This is a genomic window from Streptomyces sp. NPDC085931 (assembly GCF_044540565.1).
Classification (GTDB): Bacteria; Actinomycetota; Actinomycetes; order Streptomycetales; family Streptomycetaceae; genus Streptomyces.
Genome location: NZ_JBITSK010000005.1, coordinates 117,078 through 138,110, shown reverse-complemented (window position 1 = coordinate 138,110; position 21,033 = coordinate 117,078). Strand labels below are relative to the sequence as shown.

Here is a 21,033-nt window from a genome sequence, read left to right as displayed (position 1 = left end):
CGTTCAGGCGGCCGTGCGGACCTTGGCCGGCGGTTCGGCGCGCAGGCTCACCTCATGACCGTCGTTGACGTTGTGCGCGTGCACCGGGTTGCGGCGCGAGAGCACCACCATGCCTGCGGCGAGGGCGGCGCCGACCAGGGCGACGACCGCCGTGCCGAGGTCACCGCCGCTGCGGACCACCGCGGCGGCCAGGCCCCCCACCAGCGCGGCGGCGGGCAGAGTGACCACCCAGGCGACCACCATCCGGCCCGCGACGCCCCAGCGGACCTCCGCGAGCCTGCGGCCGAGCCCCGCGCCGAGGATGCTGCCCGAGGCGACCTGGGTGGTGGACAGCGCGAAGCCCAGGTGGGCGGAGGTCAGGATCACGGTCGTGGAGGCGGTCTCCGCGGCGAAGCCCTGCGGCGACTGGATCTCGGTGAGACCCTTGCCCATGGTGCGGATGATCCGCCAGCCACCGAGGTAGGTGCCGAGGCCGATCGCGAGGGCCGCGGAGGCGACCACCCACAGGGGCGGGCCCGCGTCGGGGCCGAGCGCTCCGGTCGCGATCAGCGTGAGGGTGATGACACCCATGGTCTTCTGCGCGTCGTTGGTGCCGTGGGCGAGGGAGACGAGGGAGGCGGAGGCGACCTGCCCGATCCGGAAGCCCTTGCGCACGGACTCCTCGCGGGCGCGGCCTGTGAGCCGGTAGGCGAGCCAGGTGGCCAGCAGCGCGGCGACCCCGGCCACCACCGGGGAGGCCACCGCCGGGAGCAGCACCTTCTCGACGACCTTGGCGAAGTGGATCCCGTGGCTGCCCGCCCCCGCCCAGACGGCTCCGATCAGCCCGCCGAACAAGGCGTGCGAGGAGCTGGAGGGCAGCCCGAGGAGCCAGGTCAGCAGATTCCACAGAATCGCCCCGACGAGCCCCGCGAAGATCATCCCGGGGGTGACGAGGGTGTCGTCCACGATGCCGCCGGAGATCGTCCTGGCGACCTCGGTGGACAGGAAGGCACCGACGACGTTGAGGACACCGCTGATCAGGACCGCAGTACGGGGCGCGAGCGCGCCCGTGGCGATGGACGTGGCCATCGCGTTCGCCGTGTCGTGGAATCCGTTGGTGAAGTCGAAGGCGAGCGCCGTGACGATGACGACGGCCACGAGGAACGTGATGTGGTCCATTGCTGCATGCAAACAAGCCCGGGCCGGGGGCGGGGAACGGCGGGGCGCAGGCTGCTCAAGGTTCACGCAGGTGGCGGTGGCGCGTGCCCTCTACGATCACGGCCATGAGCATCCGCTGGACGTACGCCTTCGCCGACCGGCCCCGCGCGGCCTTCGGCGCCGCCTGCGACTTCTGGACGGCGGTGACCGCCACCCGGCTCTCCGAACCGCGCGGTGAGCACGCCGAGTTCGTCACGCTGCTCCCGGACGGCGCCGACGCCTGCGTGAAGGCCCAGGCGGTCGGGACGAGCCCGGGCGGGGCGCACCTGGACTTCTGTGTGGACGACGTACGGGAGTTCGCCGCGGCGGCGGTGCGGCTCGGGGCACGCGTGGTCCAGGACCTCGACACGCTCGTCGTGCTGCGCTCGCCGGGCGGGCAGTTGTTCTGCGCGGACCCCTGGCGCGGGCAGTCGTCCCGGCCGGGGGTGGTGCGGGGCAGCCGACTCGACCAGGTGTGCGTCGATGTGCCGCCGTCGGCGTACTCCGCCGAAGTCGCCTTCTGGAGCGCGCTGCTGTCCGGCTGGGAGTCGCGGCCGGGCGCCCTCCCCGAGTTCCATGTGGTCGAGCCGCCGCGAGGGCTGCCGGTCCGCCTGCTCCTGCAACGCCTCGGCACGGAACGCCCGGCCTCCGCCCATCTCGACCTCGCCTGCGCGGACGTCGGGGCCACCCGGGCGTGGCACGAGGGCCTCGGGGCCGCATTCGTGGCCGGCTTCCCCGGCTGGACGGTGATGCGCGACCCGGCGGGCGGCACGTACTGCCTGACCTCCCGGGACCCGGAGACCGGCCGGCCGCGGGCCTAGGGTCTGTCTGACCGTTCCCGCCGTCGCCCAGAGGGCAGGCGCGAATGGTCAGCCAGGCCCTAGCTCCCCTCCACGTACATGCACGCCCTCTCGCCCACCTCGGGCACGGGGCAGGGCGGCAGTTCCGGCTCGTCGGGATCCGTCCGCTCCCGGACGTACGGCCCCTGCGGCTCCGTCGAGTCCTGCGCCCACAGCGTCAGCCCGCCCGCGACGACCACGACCAGCGCCCACACGGTCACGGCCCATCGCCACACCCTGCGACGTCGCTCCCCCGTCATGCCCATGCCTGCACGCTAGTCCCTCGACGAGACGTCCCGCGCGGGGAGATTCCCTGCTCGCGGAAGGAGCGGAAGGTGTGGTGGCGGCCGCCCGCCGGCCGGTCCGTCCGAGCCTGGCCGCTCAGGGATTCTCCGTGACGGTCTCCCGGGGGGCCATTTCCGGCGGGCTCTTCACCGGGCCCGGGGCCACCGCGGGGGCGGAGCCCTCGGCCGGCCGGGCCGCCTCGGCGGGCCCCGGCGGCCGGGCGCCCTCACCCGGGTGGCCGGCTTCCGCGCTCTCCGCGTCGTAGGCCCCGCACTCGGGGTTGCGGCACGGGCCCGCGACCCACCTCGGAACCCATGTGCCCAGCGTCTTGTGGCGCCGGACGACTGTTTCCACTGGCTGTCCACAGGTGGGACAGACGTGTTCCTCGCTGCCCATGCCTTCAGGGTAGGCCGGTACGGGGCTCAGCGCTTCCTGCCGTACGTGCGCACCACCACGCCGTTGCCGAACGCGCGCACCGACTCCAGGCCGAACTCGGAGACCGCGAACCCCGACTCGAACATGGGCATGCCCCGGCCGTACACCAACGGATAGGACTTGATGATCAGCTCGTCGATCTCGTCGAAGAGCGCGCCGGCGACCTTGGCGCCGCCGCAGAGGTAGATGCCGAACTCGCTCTCCTCCGCCTTCAGTTCCCGGACTTTCCCGGTCAGGTCGGCCGAGATGATCTCGACGTTCGGGTCGGGCGACTGCGTCAGCGTGCCGGAGGCGACGTACTCGCGCAGGTGGGCGTACGGGCTGGTGATGCCCTCCTTCAGGGCCAGCTCGTAGCTGCCCCGGCCCTGGATGATCGTGTCGAACCGCTTGTTCGGCAGGTCGTCGAAGCCGAGGGCCCGGCGGCCGTGGGTGGCCACGGTCTCGGGATATTCGTCCCGCAGGTAGGCGAGGAACTCCTCGTCGAGGAGCCGCATCATCGCCGTCGCGTCACCGTCCGGGTCCCCGATGAAGCCGTCGAGCGAGCAGGCGATGAAGTACGTGAGCTTTCGCAAGAGGTCTCATTTCGTAGGCCGCATGTTACAACTCCAGTTGTAGTACTCCCGCTGTAGTGGCTGCAAGAGAATATGCGTGCCCGTGTAAGTGGCAGAGAGGCCTCCGCATGGTCGGTGAAGCGGTCCGGCCACCCGGGGTGGAGGGGTGTCGCAGTGCTCCGGGGAGGGCTAGGCGGTCCTCGTCGTACGGGGCTCGCGCCACATCGGCCACATCACCGGGCCGTCGGGAAGCTCAAGGACGGGGCCTGCCTGCTCGAAGCCGAGACGTTCGTACAGCTTGCAACTGCGGGCGTTGCTCGCCTCCAGATAGGCGGGCAGCCCCTCGCGGTCGCAGCGGTCGAGGACCGACCCGATGAGCGCGGTGCCGAGTCCTTCGCCTTGGCGGCCGGGGGCCACGCCGATCATCCACAGGTACTCGTGCGCCCGCCCGGAGGGATGGATCGCCGCCGTGAGCCGGCCGATCTGCTCGATGCGCGCGTTGTCCGGGTCGACGGCCTGCCGCACCTGGGCCGGTCCCTCGTCCTCACCGGCGTCGGCGGCGCCGTCCCCGCCGCGGCCGTCCTCGGCCGGCATGGAGAGCCACAGCGCGCAGGCCGAGCCGTCCTCGGTGACGTCGACACGGCCGGACGCGAGCACGATGTCGGTGAAGGCGGCCATGAGCCCGGGGTGCTTGGCCCGGCGCTCGGCGGTCCCGGGGAAGACCCAGCCGCTCACGGGGTCGTCCTGGAAGGCCTCGTCCAGGAGCCGGACGATCAGCTCCCGGTCCGCCACGCCCGCCGTCCGGATCGCCACGCCCATGTCCCGCCCCTTCGCCTGCGCCGACCAGTGGTGCCGGGCACCGGTGGTGTCACCGCTCCGACGGGCGTTGATCGTAGGGCGGCCGGGGGCCGGGGCGGAGGATCGGACCGGACCTTGGCGGAAACGTGTCGAACGCACGTCCAAAGAGAGGTGCGTGACACGAGTGAGGGGCGGGCCCCGCACACCGTGGGGAAGTGCGGGACCCGCCGGCCGGGGTCCGGTGCCGTGCGGTGTCAGGATCCGCACGGCCCCGGTGCCCCGGGGCTCTGCCCTTCGGTCGCCGGCCGAAGGGAACGCGACGTGGGCCTTCGGTCACCCGAGGGCCCGTCAGGTGCTGTCCGACCGGCCTGCGGTGGTGCGTGCCGGCCTTCGATATCGGTGGCCCCGATGCCGGCGCCCCGGTACCGGCGGCCTCCGGTCGTTCGTGTCGGTTACCAGTGCTGTCGGTCCCAGTGCGCTGTCGGTTTCAGAACGACCGGCCTCCGGCCGTGTCGGCCGTCACCCGGTGCGTCGGGTCACGAACTCGGCGAGGGCCAGCAGGCCTCCCGCCGCCTCCGGATCCGGTACCGCGTGCGCCAGTTGCTGCATCGCCCGGGCCATCCGGTCGGCCGCCTGGTCCTGGGCCCAGTCACGGCCGCCCGCGCGCTCCACGGTCAGGGCGATGTGGTCCAGATCCTCCTCCTCGGTGGGTCGGGCGTACAGGTCGGCGAGCTCGGCGGCCTCGGGCGTGCCGGAGACGAACGCCGCGACCACCGGCAGGGACTTCTTGCGGGCGGCCAGGTCCGCGCCGACGGGCTTGCCGGTGCGGCCCGGGTCGCCCCATATGCCGATGACGTCGTCGATGAGCTGGAAGGCCAGCCCGGCCTCCCGGCCGAAGGCGTCCAGCGCGGCCACGTCCGCCTCCCCGGCACCCGCGTACAGCGCGCCGATCGCGCAGGCGCTGCCCAGCAGGGCGCCCGTCTTGGCCTCCGCCATGGCGAGCACCTCGTCGAGCGCGACCTCGGCCGGGACGCGCCGCTCCAGGGCCGTGTCCGCGTGCTGCCCCGCGCACAGTTCGATCACGCAGTCCGTGAGCCGGACGGCGGCCGCCCGCGACGCCGGATGCGGGTCCTCGGCGAGCAGCCGCAGAGCCAGCGCCTGCAGGGCGTCCCCGGCGAGGATCGCGTCGGCGTCACCGAACACGCTCCACGCGGTGGGCCGGTGCCGGCGGGTGGCGTCGCGGTCCATCACGTCGTCGTGCAACAGCGTGAAGTTGTGGACCAGTTCCACCGCGGCCGCCGCCCGGACCGCCCGCCCCCTCGCCTCGGGTCCCCCCAGGGCGGCCGCCGCGGTGAGGACGAGCGCGGGGCGGATCGCCTTGCCCGAGCCGCCCTCGGCCGGTGTGCCGTCCGCCCGCTCCCAGCCGAAGTGGTAGCGCGCGACCCGGCGCATCGGCCCGGGCAGCGAGTCGAGCGCGGCCCGCAGCACCGGGTCGACCTCCGCCCGGGCCCGCTCCAGGAGCATGATCGCCTCCTGCCCCTCGGCCGGTCCCGGGCCGTCCTGCCGGGTCCCGGCGGGCCCCCGTTTCTCCGCTGCTCCGGGCGCCGGCCGGGGCTCGGCACCGTGCTGCCCACCGGGGGCGGGCAGCGTCGGCCCCGTCCTGCACTCCGTGAGGGACTCACCCATGGGACCGCCTCGGAGAAGGAACGGACGGTGGCGCCTGGCCCGCCGCCGGGCGCGTACCCCCAGGGTGTACCCGTCCCGCCGGGGCGGGACACGGCCGGCCTGCCGCAGGCGTCACCGCCAGCGGCCGATCTCGACGTTCTCCAGGACACCGAGCGCGTCCGGTACCAGCACCGCTGCCGAGTAATAGGCCGTGACCAGGTACTTGATGATGGCCTGTTCGTTGATGCCCATGAAGCGCACCGACAGGCTGGGCTCGATCTCGTCCGGGATGCCGGAGGCCCGGAGGCCGATGACGCCCTGGTCGCTCTCGCCGGTACGCATGGCGATGATCGACGTCGTGCGCGCTTCCGTCACCGGGATCTTGTTGCACGGGAAGATCGGCACGCCGCGCCAGGTGGGGATGCGGTTCCCGGCCATGTCGATGGTCTCCGGGACGAGTCCCCGCTTGTTGAGCTCACGGCCGAACGCGGCGATCGCGCGCGGGTGGGCGAGCAGGAGCTTGGTGCCGCGGCGCCGGCTGAGCAACTCGTCCAGGTCGTCCGGGCTGGGCACGCCGTCGTGCGGCTGGATCCGCTGGTCGTACTCGCAGTTGTGCAGGAGTCCGAAGTCGCGGTTGTTGATCAGCTCGTGCTCCTGGCGCTCCTTCAGCGCCTCGACCGTCAGCCGGAGCTGCTGCTCGGTCTGGTTCATGGGCTGGTTGTACAGGTCGGCCACGCGCGTGTGGATGCGCAGCACGGTCTGGGCGACGCTCAGTTCGTACTCGCGGGGCCTGGCCTCGTAGTCGACGAACGTGTGCGGGATGTCCGGCTCGCCGGAGTGGCCGGAAGCAAGGTCGATCTCCTTCTCGCCGTACTTGTTGGAGCGCTGCGAGGGGATCGAGCGGATGTGCTGGAGGTGTTCGCGCAGCGTGTCCGAGCGCTCGGCGATCTGGGCGAACTCCCGCCGGGGCAGCACCAGGACGGTGCACGCGGTGAGCGCGCGGGCCGTGTACTCCCAGATGGCGTCCTCGTTCAGCAGCGCGTCGTCGCCGAAGTAGGCGCCGTCGGCGAGGACTCCGAGGGACTCGTCGTCGCCGTAGGGGCCCGTGCCGACCTTCTCGACGCGGCCGTGCGCCAGCAGGTACACCTCGTCGGACGGGCTGCCGAAGGGGACGATCACCTCACCCGCCGGGATCTCGCGCTGCTCGCAGCGGCGGGCGATCTCGAACAGCACCTCCTCGTCCTCGTAGGAGCGGAGCGCCGGCAGTTCGCCCAGCTCCGCGGGGATGATCTCGACACGGTCGCCGGTCTTGACGAACGTCAGCCGACCGTCGCCCACGGCGAACGTCAGCCGCCGGTTCACCCGGTACGTACCACCCTGGATGTCGACCCACGGCAGCATCCGCAGCAGCCAGCGGGAGCTGATCTCCTGCATCTGCGGCACGGACTTGGTCGTGGTGGCCAGGTTCCGCGCGGCCGCCGTGCCGAGACTCTGCTGCGGCTTGGTCTGCTCCGTGCGGACCTCTTCGCCTACCGACATAGAGAACTGCCCTCCCGGTTGTGACCGACGCCCACTTGCCTCGGGCATCGATGTGCCCCTCCAGCCTTCCTCACGGAGCGCAGCGGTGGTATTACCCGAAAGAGCGGGAATGGATCTTCATACTGCTGGGCATGAGGCGCGCGTTTCCCTGCGAGCGTGTTCGAACAGACCGCTGCACAGAGCCGGACGGCCCGGGGCCGCGGGCGGCTGGCGACAATCCGTGGAAACCTGACGGCCGTTCCTCTGGGAGGCGGGCCGGGCCGGTTCTAGCGTGATGATCCGTTCCCTTTCCGCCCGCAGAAACGGCCCCGCCATGCAGTACGTCGCGCCGATCGGCATCGGCCTCCTCTACGCCCTGGTGATGTCCCTGGTCCGCGAACCGCACCGGCGGCGCCTGAACGCGGTCATGGTCGCCGGTGCCGGCGCCGCGTACCTCAGCGGCGGCGGCCTGGGCGGCTGGGAGTTCGCCTTCACCGCGCTCCTGACCTACGTGGCGTTCCGCGGCCTGGAGTCGTGGACGTGGATCGGCGTCGGCTGGCTGCTGCACACGGTGTGGGACGTCGTGCACCACATCAAGGGCAACCCGATCATCCCGTTCGCCCACACCTCCTCGCTGGGCTGCGCGATCTGCGACCCCGTGATCGCGCTGTGGTGCCTGCGGGGCGGACCGTCACTCGTGGCGTGGGTGCGCGACCGGCGCGGAGCCGGGGCGTCGCCGCCCGGCGCGACGACCGGTGCGGACCACGGCTTCCCGGGAAGCGCGTCGGTGGTCCTCGGCCCGCACGGGTCCCCGGCCGGACGCTCCGCCGACGAGGGCGGCAGCGGGACGACCGGTGCCGCCCCTTCCGCCACCGGGTGACAATGGCCCGGTGACCAGCCCCGACACCCCCGGCAGCCTCGCCGGTCTGCGCCCCCGGTTGCCCTCGCCGGTGCAGGAGGTCGCCGACGGCCGGTTCGAGCGCCGGGGCGTGCGGCTGCTGCTCAAGCGGGACGATCTGATCCACCCGGAGCTGACCGGCAACAAGTGGCGCAAGCTGGCGCCCAACCTGGCGGCGGCGGGCGGCCGTACCGTCGTCACCTTCGGCGGTGCCTGGTCCAACCACCTGCGCGCCACGGCCGCGGCGGGCCGCCTGCTCGGCGTCCCCACCGTCGGCGTCGTACGCGGCGACGAGCTGGCCGGCCGGCCCCTCAACCCCTCGCTGGCCCGGTGCGCCGCCGACGGCATGCGGCTGCACTTCGCCGACCGGGCGGCCTACCGCCGCAAGTCCGAGGCGCCGGTCCTGGCCGCGCTCCTGCGGGCGGCGGACGCCGAGGACGCGTACGTCGTCCCCGAGGGCGGCAGCAACGCCGCGGCGGTCCGGGGCTGCCGGGAACTCGGCGCGGAACTGCGCGGCCTGGCCGACGTCGTCGCCGTGGCCTGCGGCACGGGCGGCACGCTGGCCGGGCTGGCCGCCGGTCTCGGCCCCGGACAGCGCGCGCTGGGCGTGCCGGTCCTCAAGGGCGGTTTCCTGGCCGCCGACACGGAGGCCCTGCAGCGGGAGGCATTCGGCGGCCGGCGGGGCGCCTGGGAGATGGACGACCGCTTCCATTTCGGCGGCTACGCGCGCGTGCCCGCGCAGCTCGACGCCTTCGCCGCGGACTTCGAGCAGCGTCACGGCGTGCCCGTCGAACGCCTGTATGTCGCCAAGCTGTTGTACGCGCTCGTCACCCTGGCCGGCGAGGGCGCCTTCCCGCGCGGGACGACGGTGGCGGCGGTGATCACGGGCCGCCCCTTTCCCTGACGGCGCGACCGCCCTCCGCCCCGGCGCCGGGGCGGCTCTCCGGGGCTGCGGAGGCCCGGGGACGCCGCTACGTCGCCTCCCGGAAGGCCGCCGCCTCCTCCAGGTCCAGCCGGCGCAGCAGCGTGCGCAGCATCTCGTCGTCGATGTAGCGGCCGTCCCGGAGCCTGACGAACACCTCGCGCTCGGCGCTGATCATCTCCCGTGACAGACGCCGGTAGGTGTCGTCGACGGACTCCCCGGTGACCGGGTTGGCCTGCCCGAGCCGCTCCCAGACGGCGTTGCGGCGGCGTTCCAGGACGGTGCGCAGCCGGTCGGCGAGCGGGGCGGGCAGGGCGTTGCGCTCGTCGGAGAGGAGTTCGTCCAGGCGTCGCTCGGCGGCCCGGGACGCCTGCGCCTGGGCGTTGGCCTCGGCGAGCGTCTCGGCCTGCGCGTCCCGCCCGGGGAACTTGAGCAGACGGATCAGCGGGGGCAGGGTCAGGCCCTGCACGACCAGGGTGCCGATGACGGTCGTGAAGGTCAGGAAGAGGATCAGGTTGCGCTGCGGGAACGGTTCCTCTCCGTCGTGCAGGGTGAGCGGGATCGAGAAGGCGATCGCCAGCGAGACCACGCCCCGCATGCCGGCCCAGGCGATGACGAACGGCCCCTTCCAGGTCAGCTCCCCCTCCCGCTCCCGGATGCGCGCCGACATCAGCCGTGGCAGGAAGGTCGCCGGATACACCCACACGAACCGGGCGGCGACGACCACCAGGAAGACGGCGACGGCGTACCAGGCGGCCTCGACGCCCTCGTACTCGCCGAGGCCGCGGAGCACCACCGGCAGTTGCAGTCCGATCAGCGCGAACACCGAGGACTCCAGGACGAAGGCGACCATCTTCCACACCGCCTCCTCCTGCAGGCGTGTGGCGAAGTCGACCTCCCACGCGCGGTGTCCCAGGTAGAGCGCGACCACGACGACGGCGAGGACACCGGAGGCGTGCACCTGCTCGGCGACGGCGTAGGCGACGAACGGGATCAGCAGGGAGAGCGTGTTCTGCGGCAGCGCTTCCTTCACGTGGGTGCGCAGCCAGTGGATCGGCGCCATCAGCACCAGTCCGACCACGACGCCGCCGATCGCGGCGACCAGGAACTCGCCGATGCCCCCGGCCCAGGTGGCGCCCTCCCCGACGGCGGCGGCCAGGGCCACCCGGTAGGCGGTGATCGCGGTGGCGTCGTTCAGCAGGGACTCACCCTGCAGGATCGTGGTGATCCGCGACGGCAGCCCGACCCGGCGGGCCACCGCGGTCGCCGCGACCGCGTCCGGCGGTGCCACGACGGCGCCGAAGACCAGGGCCGCGGTCAGCGGCATGCCCGGCACGATCACGTACAGGGCCCAGCCGACCGCGAAGGTCGCGAACAGCACGTACCCGACGGACAGCATCGCGACCGGCCGCAGTTGCGCCCGCAGGTCGAGGTACGAGCTGTCGGTGGCGGCCGTGTGCAGCAGCGGGGGCAGGATGAGCGGCAGGACGATGTGCGGGTCGAGGGTGTAGTCGGGCACACCGGGGACGTAGCTGACCGCCAGTCCGGCCGCGACCAGCAGCAGCGGGGCCGGCACCGGGGTGCGCCGCGCGACCGCAGCGATCGCGGCGCTGCCCGCCACCAGCACCAGCAGTGGCATCACGTCCATGGTTCTCGCCCGCCCTCTTTTTCCTGCGCGGTCTTCCGCTCGACCGTCGTAACCTGGCAATCATGAAACAGTGCACGCACGCCGACGCGCTGCCGCACCCCGAACCCGGCCCGCTCAGCGAGACGTGTCCGGAGTGCCTGGCGGACGGCACGGATCCGGTGCAGCTGCGGCTGTGCCTCAGCTGCGGTCACGTCGGCTGCTGCGACTCCTCGCCCGGGCGGCACGCGGCGGCGCATCACAAGGAGTCCGGTCATCCCGTCATGCGGACGCACGAACCCGGGGAGACCTGGCGCTGGTGCTTCGTCGACCATGTCCTCGTGTGAGGCGCCACCACCGCGGCGCAGGACGGTCCCACCAGGACGGTTCGAGCGTCTGACGTCTGGGTACGTCAATCCGGCGCGCGCTCTTCCCATTTGGGCCCGCCCGACCCCTAGACACGGAGCGTGTCCACAGGTTTACTGTGAGTGACGACAGGGGTCGGGGTCCCGGGGACAGGACCGTCGAGAGCGCGATAGCGTCACCGCTGAACCACGTATCGCGTTACCCCGGGGGGCGACCCTCGGCCCTGAAACGCTTGTACCACCATGGAGGTGAGGGTGTCCCAGATCGCAGGCGAGCCCGCGACGCAGGACTTCGTGGAAGTCCGGCTGCCGGCCGCGGGTGCCTACCTGTCGGTGCTGCGTACGGCCACGGCCGGTCTCGCGGCCCGTTTGGACTTCACCCTCGACGAGATCGAGGACCTGCGCATCGCGGTGGACGAGGCCTGCGCGATCCTGCTCCAGCAGGCCGTGCCCGGCTCGGTGCTCAGTTGTGTCTTCCGCCTCGTCGACGACTCGCTCGAGGTCACCGTCTCGGCACCGACCACGGATGGCCATGCCCCCTCGCGGGACACCTTCGCCTGGACCGTCCTGTCCGCCCTCGCGGGCAAGGTCTCCTCCGCCGTGGACAAGGACAAAACCGTTTCGATCAGCCTCTACAAACAGCGCGGCGCGGGACCCGGGCCGGCGTGAGGAGCGAGGACGGGCCGGTGCGGGACGAAGAGCGCGGCACACGAGAGCTGCCGGCCGAGGGCACGGGCGTGAGCGGTCCGGCCGGAGCCCGGCGCATGGCGGCGGGCATCGACGGCATCCCCGAGCAGGCCCGCCCGCATCCCGAGGACGACTCCGCGGGAGCCGTCCTCCCGGGCGGCGGGCGGCACGGCCGGGACGGTGCCGTGCGGAGCGCGCCTCCGGGCGGGGGGACCACCACCTCCCCGGCCCAGGGGGTTCCCCCCACTCGCGGAGAGGCGAGCGGGGCGGAGGAGGCGAGGGCTCGGGGAAGGGCGACGGGCGGGACGATGAGCGAGCACGAGCGACATTCCGAGGAGGAGGCGCCGAGCGCACAGCGCGCGCACGGCGCGCAGCACGGTGCCCCGGACCGCAGCGGCGCGCGCGAGATGTTCCTCAAACTGCGCACGCTGGACAGCGGCAGTCCGGAGTACGCGGAGCTGCGCAACCAGCTGGTCCGCATGCACCTGCCGCTCGTCGAGCACCTCGCGCGCCGCTTCCGCAACCGCGGCGAGCCGCTGGACGATCTGACCCAGGTCGCCACGATCGGTCTCATCAAGTCGGTCGACCGCTTCGACCCGGACCGCGGTGTGGAGTTCTCCACGTACGCGACCCCGACGGTCGTCGGCGAGATCAAGCGGCACTTCCGGGACAAGGGCTGGGCGGTGCGGGTGCCGCGCCGGCTGCAGGAGCTGCGGCTGTCGCTGACCACGGCGACGGCCGAGCTGTCGCAGCTGCACGGCCGCTCCCCCACGGTCCACGAGCTGGCCGAGAAACTGGCGATCTCCGAGGAGGAGGTCCTGGAGGGCCTGGAGTCCGCCAACGCCTACTCCACGCTGTCCCTGGACGTTCCCGACACCGACGACGAGTCCCCGGCGGTCGCCGACACCCTCGGCGCCGAGGACGAGGCGCTGGAGGGCGTGGAGTACCGGGAGTCGCTCAAGCCGCTGCTGGAGGACCTCCCGCCGCGCGAGAAGCGGATCCTGCTGCTGCGGTTCTTCGGCAACATGACCCAGTCGCAGATCGCCCAGGAGGTCGGCATCTCGCAGATGCACGTCTCCCGGCTGCTGGCGCGCACGCTGGCGCAGCTGCGGGAGAAGCTCCTCGTCGAGGAGTGACGGCCGCGGGGCCGTCCGGCCTCCCCTCCGTCCCGCCTACTTCTCCGTACCGCCGGCGTTGCCGGGCCCGCGGATCCCGAGGGCCCGGGTCGTCTCGGGGTTGATCAGCAGGACGAGCGAGGCGACGGCGACCACGGCGAGGGCGATCCCGCCGGGGATGGCCACGCTGTCGGCCTGGAGCAGGTTGTAGGCCACCGGCAGCGCCATGAGCTGGGTGATGACGGCCGGGCCGCGGCTCCAGCTGCGCAGGGCGAGCAGCCCGCGCGCGGCCAGCAGCGGCAGCAGCGCGAGCGCGATCAGCGTGATGCCCCCGGTGACGGCCTGCTGCCGGTCGTCCGGGTGGCCCGTGAAGCCGAGAACGAGGATCCAGACCCCGCCGACGACCAGCGCGAGCCCTTCCAGGGCGGCCAGCAGCGCGGCGTAGGTCACGCGCCGCGGGCGGGGGCCGGTGGTCTCGGAGGTGGTGGAGGTCTGCTCACTGCTCACCCCTGAAGGGTAGCCCTCGCGCGTGCGCCCCCCGTGGTGAGGTTCACCCCCGCTCTCTTACCCGATCCCCACCTCGGTCTGGGCCCGGTACCCCCCAGTAGGTACGCTGCCAGTCATGCGTGCACTTCTCGTGGTCAATCCGGCGGCAACCACTACGAGCGCGCGCACTCGCGACGTACTGATCCACGCGCTCGCCAGCGAGATGAAGCTCGAGGCGGTCACCACCGAGTACCGCGGCCACGCGCGCGACCTGGGCCGGCAGGCGGCGGACAGCGACGACATCGACCTGGTGGTGGCCCTCGGCGGCGACGGCACGGTCAACGAGGTGGTCAACGGCCTGCTGCACGCCGGCCCCGCCCCGGGGCACCTGCCCGGCCTGGCCGTGGTCCCCGGCGGCTCCACCAACGTCTTCGCCCGCGCCCTCGGCCTGCCGAACGACGCCGTGGAGGCCACCGGCGCCCTGCTGGACGCCCTGCGCGACGGCAGCGAGCGCACCGTCGGGCTGGGCCTGACCTCCGGCACACCGGGCACGGAGGACGAGTCGGTGCCCTCCCGCTGGTTCACCTTCAACGCGGGTCTCGGCTTCGACGCCGGCGTGGTGGGCCGGGTGGAGCAGCACCGCGAGCGCGGCCGGAAATCCACACACGCTCTTTACGTGCGCCAGGTGGTGCGTCAGCTCTTCGGCGAGCCCAACCGCCGGAACGGGACGATCACCCTGGAACGGGACGGCGCGGAGCCGGTGACCGATCTGGTGCTGTCCATAGTCTCGAACACTTCCCCGTGGACGTTTTTGGGGAATCGTCCGATCTACGCGGCACCTAAGGCCTCGTTCGATACCGGCCTCGACGTCTTCGCTCTCAGCCGCCTGTCGACCGCCGCGGTTGCCCGGTATGGCACCCAGTTGCTCACTTCGTCCCCGGACCGCGGACCCCAGGGCAAGCACGCCACCTCCCTGCACGACTTGACCGAGTTCACCTTGCATTCGAAGGTGCCGCTCCCCCTCCAGATGGACGGTGACCACCTGGGGCTGCGCACCAGCGTGACGTTCACAGGCGTACGCCGTGCACTGCGTGTGATTGTGTGAGCAGAACTGGCTAAAGTCCTTTCACTCGAACGTTTAGGCCAGGATCCACCCCATGGAAGTACGGCTGTGACCTAGTCGACACCGAAGAATCAAAAAAAACTTTCCAGAAGGGGTTGTATCCGCCGCTGAGGTTTGCGAGTCTCTACGTGGCGATCGGGACGGCCCGCAACACCGGCCTCCACTGATCACCAGAACCCCTCTTCAACTCACAGGACCCACGCCAGGGAACCTGGCGGTCGGCCCTTCACTTGTTGAGGGATTCGTGAAAGCGTTCACATTCACAAGCACCTGCACGTAATACCAAGGAGAGGTAGCAGCCATGGACTGGCGTCACAACGCCGTTTGCCGCGAGGAAGACCCCGAGCTCTTCTTCCCCATCGGCAACACCGGTCCTGCGCTGCTGCAGATCGAGGAAGCCAAGGCCGTCTGCCGTCGCTGCCCGGTGATCGAGCAGTGTCTGCAGTGGGCGCTCGAGTCCGGCCAGGACTCCGGCGTCTGGGGTGGTCTCAGCGAGGACGAGCGCCGCGCCATGAAGCGCCGCGCCGCCCGCAACCGGGCCCGTCAGGCCTCCGCCTGACACCCCACCCCTGCTGACAGCCTGAGCTTGGCGGCGCGTGCAGCGAGCACGCATCTCCCGCCCCCGAGCCGCAGCGCGCAGTTCCCCCGATGCGCTTAGTTAAGCAGCAACGAGCTTTAGCCCCGGGCCACTTGATGGCCCGGGGCTCATTGCTTTCGCACGGCGCCTTCGCCTGAGCGCGTCCCCGGGTGCGGGCCGCGTGCCCCGCGCCCCGCGAAAGCGCTGCTTCCTCGTGGACACCGGGATGTCGCTTCCACGTGGACACCGGGATGTCAGGGAGCAGCACTACTTCTGCGTGCGCACCGGGATGCCAGGGAGAAGCACTACTTCACTTCTGCGCGCGCACCGGGATGTCCAGGATCACGCGGGTGCCGCGCTCCGGGGCCGGGACCATGTCGAAGGTGCCGCCCAACTCGCCCTCGACCAGGGTCCGGACGATCTGCAGGCCGAGGTTGCCGGCGGTGTGCGGATCGAATCCCTCCGGCAGTCCGACGCCGTCGTCCTGGACGGTGACGAGCAGCCGGGCCTCCTTCGTCGTGCCGCCCCGGACCGCCGAGACCTCCACGGTGCCGGTGTCGCCTTCACGGAAGCCGTGCTCCAGCGCGTTCTGCAGGACCTCGGTCAGCACCATCGACAGCGGGGTCGCGACCTCGGCGTCGAGGATGCCGAAGCGTCCGGTGCGCCGGCCCGCGACCTTGCCCGGGGAGATCTCCGCGACCATCGCCAGCACCCGGTCGGCGATGTCGTCGAACTCCACGCGCTCGTCCAGGTTCTGGGAGAGGGTCTCGTGCACGATCGCAATCGACCCGACCCGTCGCACCGCCTCCTCCAGAGCTTCGCGTCCGCGGTCGGACTCGATGCGCCGGGCCTGGAGGCGCAGCAGGGCCGCCACCGTCTGGAGGTTGTTCTTGACCCGGTGGTGGATCTCCCGGATCGTCGCGTCCTTCGTGATCAACTCACGCTCGCGGCGGCGCAGTTCGGTGACGTCCCGGAGCAGCACCAGCGAACCGATGCGGGTGCCCTTGGGCTTGAGGGGGATCGCACGGAACTGGATGACCCCGTCGTGAGCCTCGATCTCGAACTCGCGCGGCGCCCAGCCGCTGGCGACCTTGGCCAGTGCCTCGTCCACCGGGCCGCGGGTCGGGGCGAGTTCGGCCGTGGTCCTGCCGAGGTGCTGTCCGACGAGGTCGGAGGCGAGGCCGAGCCGGTGGTAGGCGGACAGGGCGTTCGGGGAGGCGTACTGGACGAGGCCGTCGGCGTCGAGCCGGATGAGGCCGTCGCCCACGCGGGGCGAGGCGTCCATGTCGAGCTGCTGGTTCGCGAACGGGAAGGAACCGGCGGCGATCATCTGTGCCAGGTCGGAGGCGCTCTGCAGATAGGTGAGCTCCAGCCGGCTCGGGGTGCGCACCGTCAGGAGGTTGGTGTTGCGCGCGATGACCCCGAGGACCCGGCCCTCCCGCCGCACGGGGATCGACTCGACCCGGACGGGGACCTCCTCGCGCCACTCGGGGTCGCCCTCGCGCACGATGCGGCCCTCGTCGAGGGCGGCGTCCAGCATCGGACGGCGGCCTCGCGGGACGAGGTGGCCGACCATGTCGTCCTGGTACGAGGTCGGGCCGGTGTTGGGCCGCATCTGGGCGACCGAGACGTACCGGGTGCCGTCGCTGGTGGGAACCCACAGCACCAGGTCGGCGAAGGAGAGGTCGGAGAGCAGCTGCCACTCCGAGACCAGCAGGTGCAGCCACTCGAGGTCGGTGTCGTCGAGGGCGGTGTGCTGGCGTACGAGTTCGTTCATGGAGGGCACGTGGCGAGCGTACCCGGGCGTTTGTACGGCTCTGAAATACCCGGACCCCGGAAACACCCGCGGGCCGCGGCGCCTGAGAGGGACCCTCAACCCTCCCGGCACCGCAGCCCGGAGCAGTATCGGCCGTGGGGTGTGCGGTCCCGGTCGGCCGAAGGATGAGGAGCCGGGGCAGTCAGGGCAGAGAGCCTCGGTTCCTCGGTCCGTCTTCCTGTGCGGGGAAGACGGAGGTCTGGTGCGCGTGAGGTACGCGCTCTCATCACGCATTGTGGACTAGACCACTCGGGGGTGTCCATGCGTGGGAGGCTGTTCGTCATTGTCAATTCCGTGACTCGCCGGACGCGCGAGCGTCCACCACGCAGCCTAACCCGTGTGGGTTCCTGTGCGGGGCCAGATGGACATGGCAATTTCCGCCACGGCCTCCAGTTCCTCCCGGCTCGCCCCGTCCCGCGCCTGTTGCGACATGCCCTGGATCATCGCGCCGGTGTGCCGGGCCAGCGCGGCGGCGTCGGTGTCCGGGGGCAGTACGCCGGCGGCGACGTCGGCCCTGATCCGGCTCTCGAAGGCGGCGATGTTGGCGTTGCGGCGGTCCCGCAGCGACTGCTCGACCTCGGGCGTGGAGCAGTTGGCGGCGGCGTGCACGACGAGGCAGCCGTGCGGGTGACCCGGCTCGGTGTACGCGGTGGCGGCCTCGCGCAGCGTGCGGGCCACGGCGGCCCGGGCGGTGGGCTCCTCCGCGAGGGCGCGGTCGGTGAACGAGCCGTAGCGGGTGCCGTAGACGCGGACGACCTCGTCGAAGAGGGACCGCTTGTCCCCGAAGGCCGCGTAGAGGCTGGGTGCGCCGATGTCCATGACCCGGGTGAGGTCGGAGACGGACGTGGCCTCGTAGCCGTGTTCCCAGAAGGCCAGGAGAGCCTTCTCCAGGGCCGTCTCACGGTCGAAGGAGCGAGGGCGCCCGCGGGGTCTGGGCGCGGTTGCGCCGCGGGTGCGGGCGGTTCCGTCGTCGTTCACCATGGAGTGCATTTTATAGCGGGCACTAGAGAAATGACGCCGGGCCGTTGTACGGTCATTTCTGTAGCGACCGCTAGAGAAATGCGAGGGGGCCCGTCATGGGTGTGCTCACCGGCAGGACGGCACTGGTCACGGGGGCGAGCAGGGGCATCGGACGAGGGATCGCCGAGCGGCTCGGGCAGGACGGCGCCCGGGTCGCGGTGCACTACGGGCGGAACGAGACCGCGGCGAAGGAGACGGTCGCCGCGATCGAGGCGGCGGGCGGCTCGGCCTTCCCCCTCGGCGTCGAGCTGGGCGTGGCCGGCGACGCCGAGGCACTGTGGGAGGAGTTCGACCGGCACGCGGACGGGCTCGACATCCTGGTGAACAACGCGGCCATCGGCAGCACGCGCCCCGTCGGACAGCTGGAGGAGCGCGAGTTCGAGGACGTCTTCGCGGTGAACGTGAAGGCCCCGTTCTTCATTCTCAAGCACGGCATGTCGCGCCTGCGGGACGGCGGCCGGGTGGTCAACATCTCGTCCGGGCTGGCCCGCACGGCGGTGATGCCGGACAACGTGGCGTACGCGATGACGAAGGGCGCGCTGGACGTCCTCTCCCGCGATCTGTCCAAGGTGCTGGGAGCCCGGGGCATCACGGTGAACTCGGTGGCGCCGGGCATCATCGACACGGACAACACGGCCGAGCTGCTGCACGGCAGCGAGGACGGCTGGGCGAAGGCCGCGGCGATATCGGCGCTGGGCGGAGTGGGCCGGCCCGCCGAGGTCGCCGACGTGGTGGCGTTCCTGGTCTCGGACGGAGGCCGGTGGGTGACGGGGAGCTGGGTGGATGTGACCGGGGGGTCGCTGACCTAGCCCGGCCACGCCGGCCTCGCGGCACCCGGTCCCCGAGGGCGTGCACCGGATCACCTCTCGGGACGCGGGCCGCCCGCACGCAGAGCCGTATCCCCGGCCCGCAGTACACAGCACTGTTTCCCCCCGGCCCGCGCCCCGCCCCCCTCACCACGTCTCCGTCACCACCTTCACCACCACCTTCACCTTCACCTCCACCAGGGCGCGCGGCGCGTCCGGGCCCTGGCAGCGGGCGATGGCGACCTCGTGGGTGTGGGCCGGGGTGGGCGCCCGAGGGGATCACCGGAGGTGTCCGTGGGGCGGCGGCGGTCCGGGCGGGTCCGCCCGGGGGTGTCGGAGGCAGCTCCCGCTCCACTCCCCCGGGCCGCGGAACGCCCACGCCGGACGCGTGCTGTTCACCCGTCGGAGACCCGGTCGGCACGGCGCTGCCGCCCGCCGGGGAGCGGTGTCCGGCACCCTGGGACAGGCGCCCCAGCTCTGTTAGATTGGTCTAAACCACACGACCCCTCCCGGGTCCCGTCCCAGTCGAGCATCCCTCTCAGATCGGCAGGCCCAGCGTGGAAGTTGTCATCGTTCCGGACGCGAAGGCGGGTGGCGAGCTCATCGCCGAGGCCATGGCGCAATTGCTCCGGCGCAAGCCCGACGCCCTGCTCGGCGTGGCCACGGGCTCGACGCCGCTGCCGGTGTACGAGGCGCTGGCGGCCAAGGTGCGTTCCGGTGCCGTGGACGTCGGACGGGCACGGATCGCCCAGCTCGACGAATACGTGGGGCTGCCCGCCGACCATCCGGAGTCGTACCGGTCGGTGCTGCGGCGTGAAGTGCTGGAGCCGCTCGGCATCGGGATGGACCAGTTCACGGGGCCGGACGGCACCGCCCAGGACGTGCAGGGCGCGTGCGAGGCGTACGACAAGGCCCTCGCGGACGCCGGCGGTGTGGATCTGCAGCTGCTCGGGATCGGGACCGACGGGCACATAGGGTTCAACGAGCCGTGCTCGTCGCTGGCGTCGCGGACCCGGATCAAGACGCTGACCGAGCAGACCCGGATCGACAACGCCCGCTTCTTCGACGGCGACATCGACCAGGTGCCGCACCACGTGATCACGCAGGGCATCGGCACCATCCTGGAGGCGCGGCACCTGGTGCTGCTCGCCACCGGCGAGGGCAAGGCGGACGCGGTGGCGGCGACGGTGGAGGGGCCGGTCGCGGCGGTGTGCCCGGCGTCCGCGCTCCAGCTCCACCCGCACGCGACCGTCGTCGTCGACGAGGCCGCCGCGTCGAAGCTGAAGCTGGCGGACTACTTCCGGCACACGTACGCCAACAAGCCCGACTGGCAGGGCATCTAGGGCCTGACGTCCGGATCGCTCCGCGGACGAGCGGTCCGGCACGCACCTCCGCGGGGTTGCCGTCGGTCGCCGACGCTCGTCGGCGCTCACCGGCGCTCACCGGCGCCGAACAGCACCGACTCCACCCTGCGACCCGATGCGAACGGCGGGCGCTAGCCCTGCAGGCCCCCGGCCGCCAGGACGTCGTCGTCGGCCGGGTCGTCCTCGGCCAGCCAGCCGGCCACCCACAGGGGCATCACCCAGTGGGTGACGAGGACGGCGATGAGCAGGGGCGCCGCGTAGGCCCGCGGGGCGTCACCGGCGACGCCGCCCGTGATCAGCAGCGTGACCGCCGCCGCGGCCAGCAGCAGGGTCGTCACGCGGTGGGCCCGGGCCAGGACACGGCTGCGTTCGGCCGACTGCCGTTCGTCCAGGACGTGGGCGCGCAGCTCCAGCAGGCCCCGGGTGGCGCCGTTGATCAGGCCGGTCGCGACCATCCAGGGGAGCAGCAGCACCGCCATCACGGCAATGGTCCACAGCGGTTCGTCCTCGGCGAGGAACAGGTGGGTCATCAGGGCGCCGATGGCCAGTGTGAGCGTGACGTGGATGGCGACGGCCAGCCGGCGACGGGCCGCCGTGGCGTACCAGGCCGCGCCGCGGCGGTCGTTCATCAGCCGCAGCATGGTCCGGTCGTAGCGGGTCAGGCGTGTCGTCGTCATGGCTGGTTCCTCCCGTAGACCTCGTCCGTGAGCGGCCGGAACGGTTCGAGGGAGAACAGGGCCTCGACCGGCAGTCCGAAGAACCTGGAGATCTTCAGTGCCAGGTCGAGGCTCGGGTTGTACTGCCCCCGCTCGATGTAGCCGATGGTCTGGTAGTGGGCTCCCACCGCCTCGGCCAGGCTCTGGCGCGACACCTTCCGTTCGGCGCGCACCATGGCCAGCCTGTTGTGCACCTGCTCGCTCATGTATAAGAAGTACTACATCAGATCGCAGGCTTACAACCAGG

General features: G+C 71.9%; 21 protein-coding genes and 1 pseudogene. 10 read left to right on the top strand and 12 right to left on the bottom strand.

Annotated features, from left to right (window positions below; translation table 11 throughout):
• Positions 1–3: 3 nt before the first annotated feature.
• On the bottom strand, positions 4–1,158 hold the full coding sequence (locus ACIGAN_RS11820; protein ID WP_399856940.1) for an anion permease: 1,155 nt from the start codon (positions 1,156–1,158) through the stop codon (positions 4–6).
• Between the two features lie 104 nt (positions 1,159–1,262).
• Here ACIGAN_RS11820 and ACIGAN_RS11815 point away from each other — a divergent pair, with 104 nt between their 5' ends.
• Positions 1,263–1,997 (top strand): VOC family protein, encoded by a 735-nt coding sequence (locus tag ACIGAN_RS11815; protein WP_399856938.1) that lies wholly within the window; start codon positions 1,263–1,265, stop codon positions 1,995–1,997.
• Positions 1,998–2,056: 59 nt separating this feature from the next.
• Here the strand turns inward: ACIGAN_RS11815 and ACIGAN_RS11810 are convergent, their stop codons facing one another.
• From ACIGAN_RS11810 to ACIGAN_RS11790, 5 genes are all read right to left on the bottom strand, one after another.
• Positions 2,057–2,281 (bottom strand): hypothetical protein, encoded by a 225-nt coding sequence (locus tag ACIGAN_RS11810; RefSeq protein ID WP_399856936.1) that lies wholly within the window; start codon positions 2,279–2,281, stop codon positions 2,057–2,059.
• Positions 2,282–2,722: 441 nt separating this feature from the next.
• Complete coding sequence (locus ACIGAN_RS11805) at positions 2,723–3,307, bottom strand: dihydrofolate reductase family protein (RefSeq protein ID WP_399856934.1); 585 nt, start codon at positions 3,305–3,307, stop codon at positions 2,723–2,725.
• 168 nt (positions 3,308–3,475) lie between these two features.
• Positions 3,476–4,105, bottom strand: coding sequence for a GNAT family N-acetyltransferase (locus tag ACIGAN_RS11800; protein ID WP_399856932.1), 630 nt, complete (start codon positions 4,103–4,105; stop codon positions 3,476–3,478).
• A gap of 498 nt (positions 4,106–4,603) precedes the next feature.
• Positions 4,604–5,770: a family 2 encapsulin nanocompartment cargo protein polyprenyl transferase gene (locus tag ACIGAN_RS11795; RefSeq protein WP_399856930.1), complete on the bottom strand. Its 1,167-nt coding sequence runs from the start codon at positions 5,768–5,770 to the stop codon at positions 4,604–4,606.
• A 111-nt stretch (positions 5,771–5,881) separates the two neighbouring features.
• Complete coding sequence (locus tag ACIGAN_RS11790) at positions 5,882–7,288, bottom strand: family 2B encapsulin nanocompartment shell protein (protein ID WP_399856928.1); 1,407 nt, start codon at positions 7,286–7,288, stop codon at positions 5,882–5,884.
• Positions 7,289–7,601: 313 nt separating this feature from the next.
• On the opposite strand from ACIGAN_RS11790, the pseudogene ACIGAN_RS11785 reads away from it, so the two are divergent.
• A pseudogene (locus ACIGAN_RS11785) lies at positions 7,602–8,009 on the top strand (DUF6010 family protein); the annotation flags it as partial.
• Between the two features lie 148 nt (positions 8,010–8,157).
• Positions 8,158–9,069 (top strand): 1-aminocyclopropane-1-carboxylate deaminase/D-cysteine desulfhydrase, encoded by a 912-nt coding sequence (locus tag ACIGAN_RS11780; RefSeq protein WP_365738768.1) that lies wholly within the window; start codon positions 8,158–8,160, stop codon positions 9,067–9,069.
• 67 nt (positions 9,070–9,136) lie between these two features.
• On the opposite strand, the gene ACIGAN_RS11775 is transcribed toward ACIGAN_RS11780, so the two are convergent.
• A complete protein-coding gene (locus ACIGAN_RS11775; protein WP_399856926.1) occupies positions 9,137–10,735 on the bottom strand; it encodes a Na+/H+ antiporter in 1,599 nt (532 codons plus the stop codon).
• A gap of 62 nt (positions 10,736–10,797) precedes the next feature.
• On the opposite strand from ACIGAN_RS11775, the gene ACIGAN_RS11770 reads away from it, so the two are divergent.
• From ACIGAN_RS11770 to ACIGAN_RS11760, 3 genes are all read left to right on the top strand, one after another.
• Positions 10,798–11,058, top strand: coding sequence for a UBP-type zinc finger domain-containing protein (locus ACIGAN_RS11770; protein WP_309098150.1), 261 nt, complete (start codon positions 10,798–10,800; stop codon positions 11,056–11,058).
• A 273-nt stretch (positions 11,059–11,331) separates the two neighbouring features.
• Entirely contained in the window at positions 11,332–11,745 is a 414-nt protein-coding gene (locus ACIGAN_RS11765; RefSeq protein ID WP_003992877.1) for a hypothetical protein, read from the top strand.
• A gap of 17 nt (positions 11,746–11,762) precedes the next feature.
• Positions 11,763–12,899, top strand: coding sequence for an RNA polymerase sigma factor SigF (locus ACIGAN_RS11760; RefSeq protein WP_399856924.1), 1,137 nt, complete (start codon positions 11,763–11,765; stop codon positions 12,897–12,899).
• Positions 12,900–12,935: 36 nt separating this feature from the next.
• Here the strand turns inward: ACIGAN_RS11760 and ACIGAN_RS11755 are convergent, their stop codons facing one another.
• Positions 12,936–13,385, bottom strand: a complete 450-nt coding sequence (locus ACIGAN_RS11755) for a hypothetical protein (protein WP_399856922.1) — start codon at positions 13,383–13,385, stop codon at positions 12,936–12,938.
• 115 nt (positions 13,386–13,500) lie between these two features.
• Here ACIGAN_RS11755 and ACIGAN_RS11750 point away from each other — a divergent pair, with 115 nt between their 5' ends.
• Positions 13,501–14,469: a diacylglycerol/lipid kinase family protein gene (locus ACIGAN_RS11750; protein WP_365087641.1), complete on the top strand. Its 969-nt coding sequence runs from the start codon at positions 13,501–13,503 to the stop codon at positions 14,467–14,469.
• A 319-nt stretch (positions 14,470–14,788) separates the two neighbouring features.
• On the top strand, positions 14,789–15,046 hold the full coding sequence (locus ACIGAN_RS11745; protein WP_003992873.1) for a WhiB family transcriptional regulator: 258 nt from the start codon (positions 14,789–14,791) through the stop codon (positions 15,044–15,046).
• 328 nt (positions 15,047–15,374) lie between these two features.
• Here the strand turns inward: ACIGAN_RS11745 and ACIGAN_RS11740 are convergent, their stop codons facing one another.
• Positions 15,375–16,841 carry a sensor histidine kinase gene (locus ACIGAN_RS11740; protein ID WP_311680478.1) on the bottom strand — a complete coding sequence of 489 codons (1,467 nt, stop codon included), beginning with the start codon at positions 16,839–16,841 and terminating at the stop codon, positions 15,375–15,377.
• Positions 16,842–17,210: 369 nt separating this feature from the next.
• Positions 17,211–17,861 carry a TetR/AcrR family transcriptional regulator gene (locus ACIGAN_RS11735; protein WP_365738775.1) on the bottom strand — a complete coding sequence of 217 codons (651 nt, stop codon included), beginning with the start codon at positions 17,859–17,861 and terminating at the stop codon, positions 17,211–17,213.
• A 95-nt stretch (positions 17,862–17,956) separates the two neighbouring features.
• Between ACIGAN_RS11735 and ACIGAN_RS11730 the strand changes: the two genes are divergently transcribed.
• Positions 17,957–18,709 carry an SDR family oxidoreductase gene (locus ACIGAN_RS11730; protein ID WP_399856920.1) on the top strand — a complete coding sequence of 251 codons (753 nt, stop codon included), beginning with the start codon at positions 17,957–17,959 and terminating at the stop codon, positions 18,707–18,709.
• A gap of 554 nt (positions 18,710–19,263) precedes the next feature.
• Complete coding sequence (gene nagB, locus ACIGAN_RS11725; protein ID WP_365738781.1) at positions 19,264–20,049, top strand: glucosamine-6-phosphate deaminase; 786 nt, start codon at positions 19,264–19,266, stop codon at positions 20,047–20,049.
• A 152-nt stretch (positions 20,050–20,201) separates the two neighbouring features.
• Here nagB and ACIGAN_RS11720 read toward each other — a convergent pair whose 3' ends face one another.
• Together ACIGAN_RS11720 and ACIGAN_RS11715 are read right to left on the bottom strand one after the other, a co-directional pair.
• The gene (locus tag ACIGAN_RS11720) at positions 20,202–20,747 is read right to left on the bottom strand and encodes a hypothetical protein (RefSeq protein WP_399856918.1); all 546 of its coding nucleotides are present in this window, start codon (positions 20,745–20,747) and stop codon (positions 20,202–20,204) included.
• Complete coding sequence (locus ACIGAN_RS11715; protein WP_309097223.1) at positions 20,744–20,992, bottom strand: helix-turn-helix transcriptional regulator; 249 nt, start codon at positions 20,990–20,992, stop codon at positions 20,744–20,746. The genes ACIGAN_RS11720 and ACIGAN_RS11715 overlap by 4 nt, the downstream gene beginning before the upstream one ends.
• Positions 20,993–21,033: the final 41 nt, after the last annotated feature.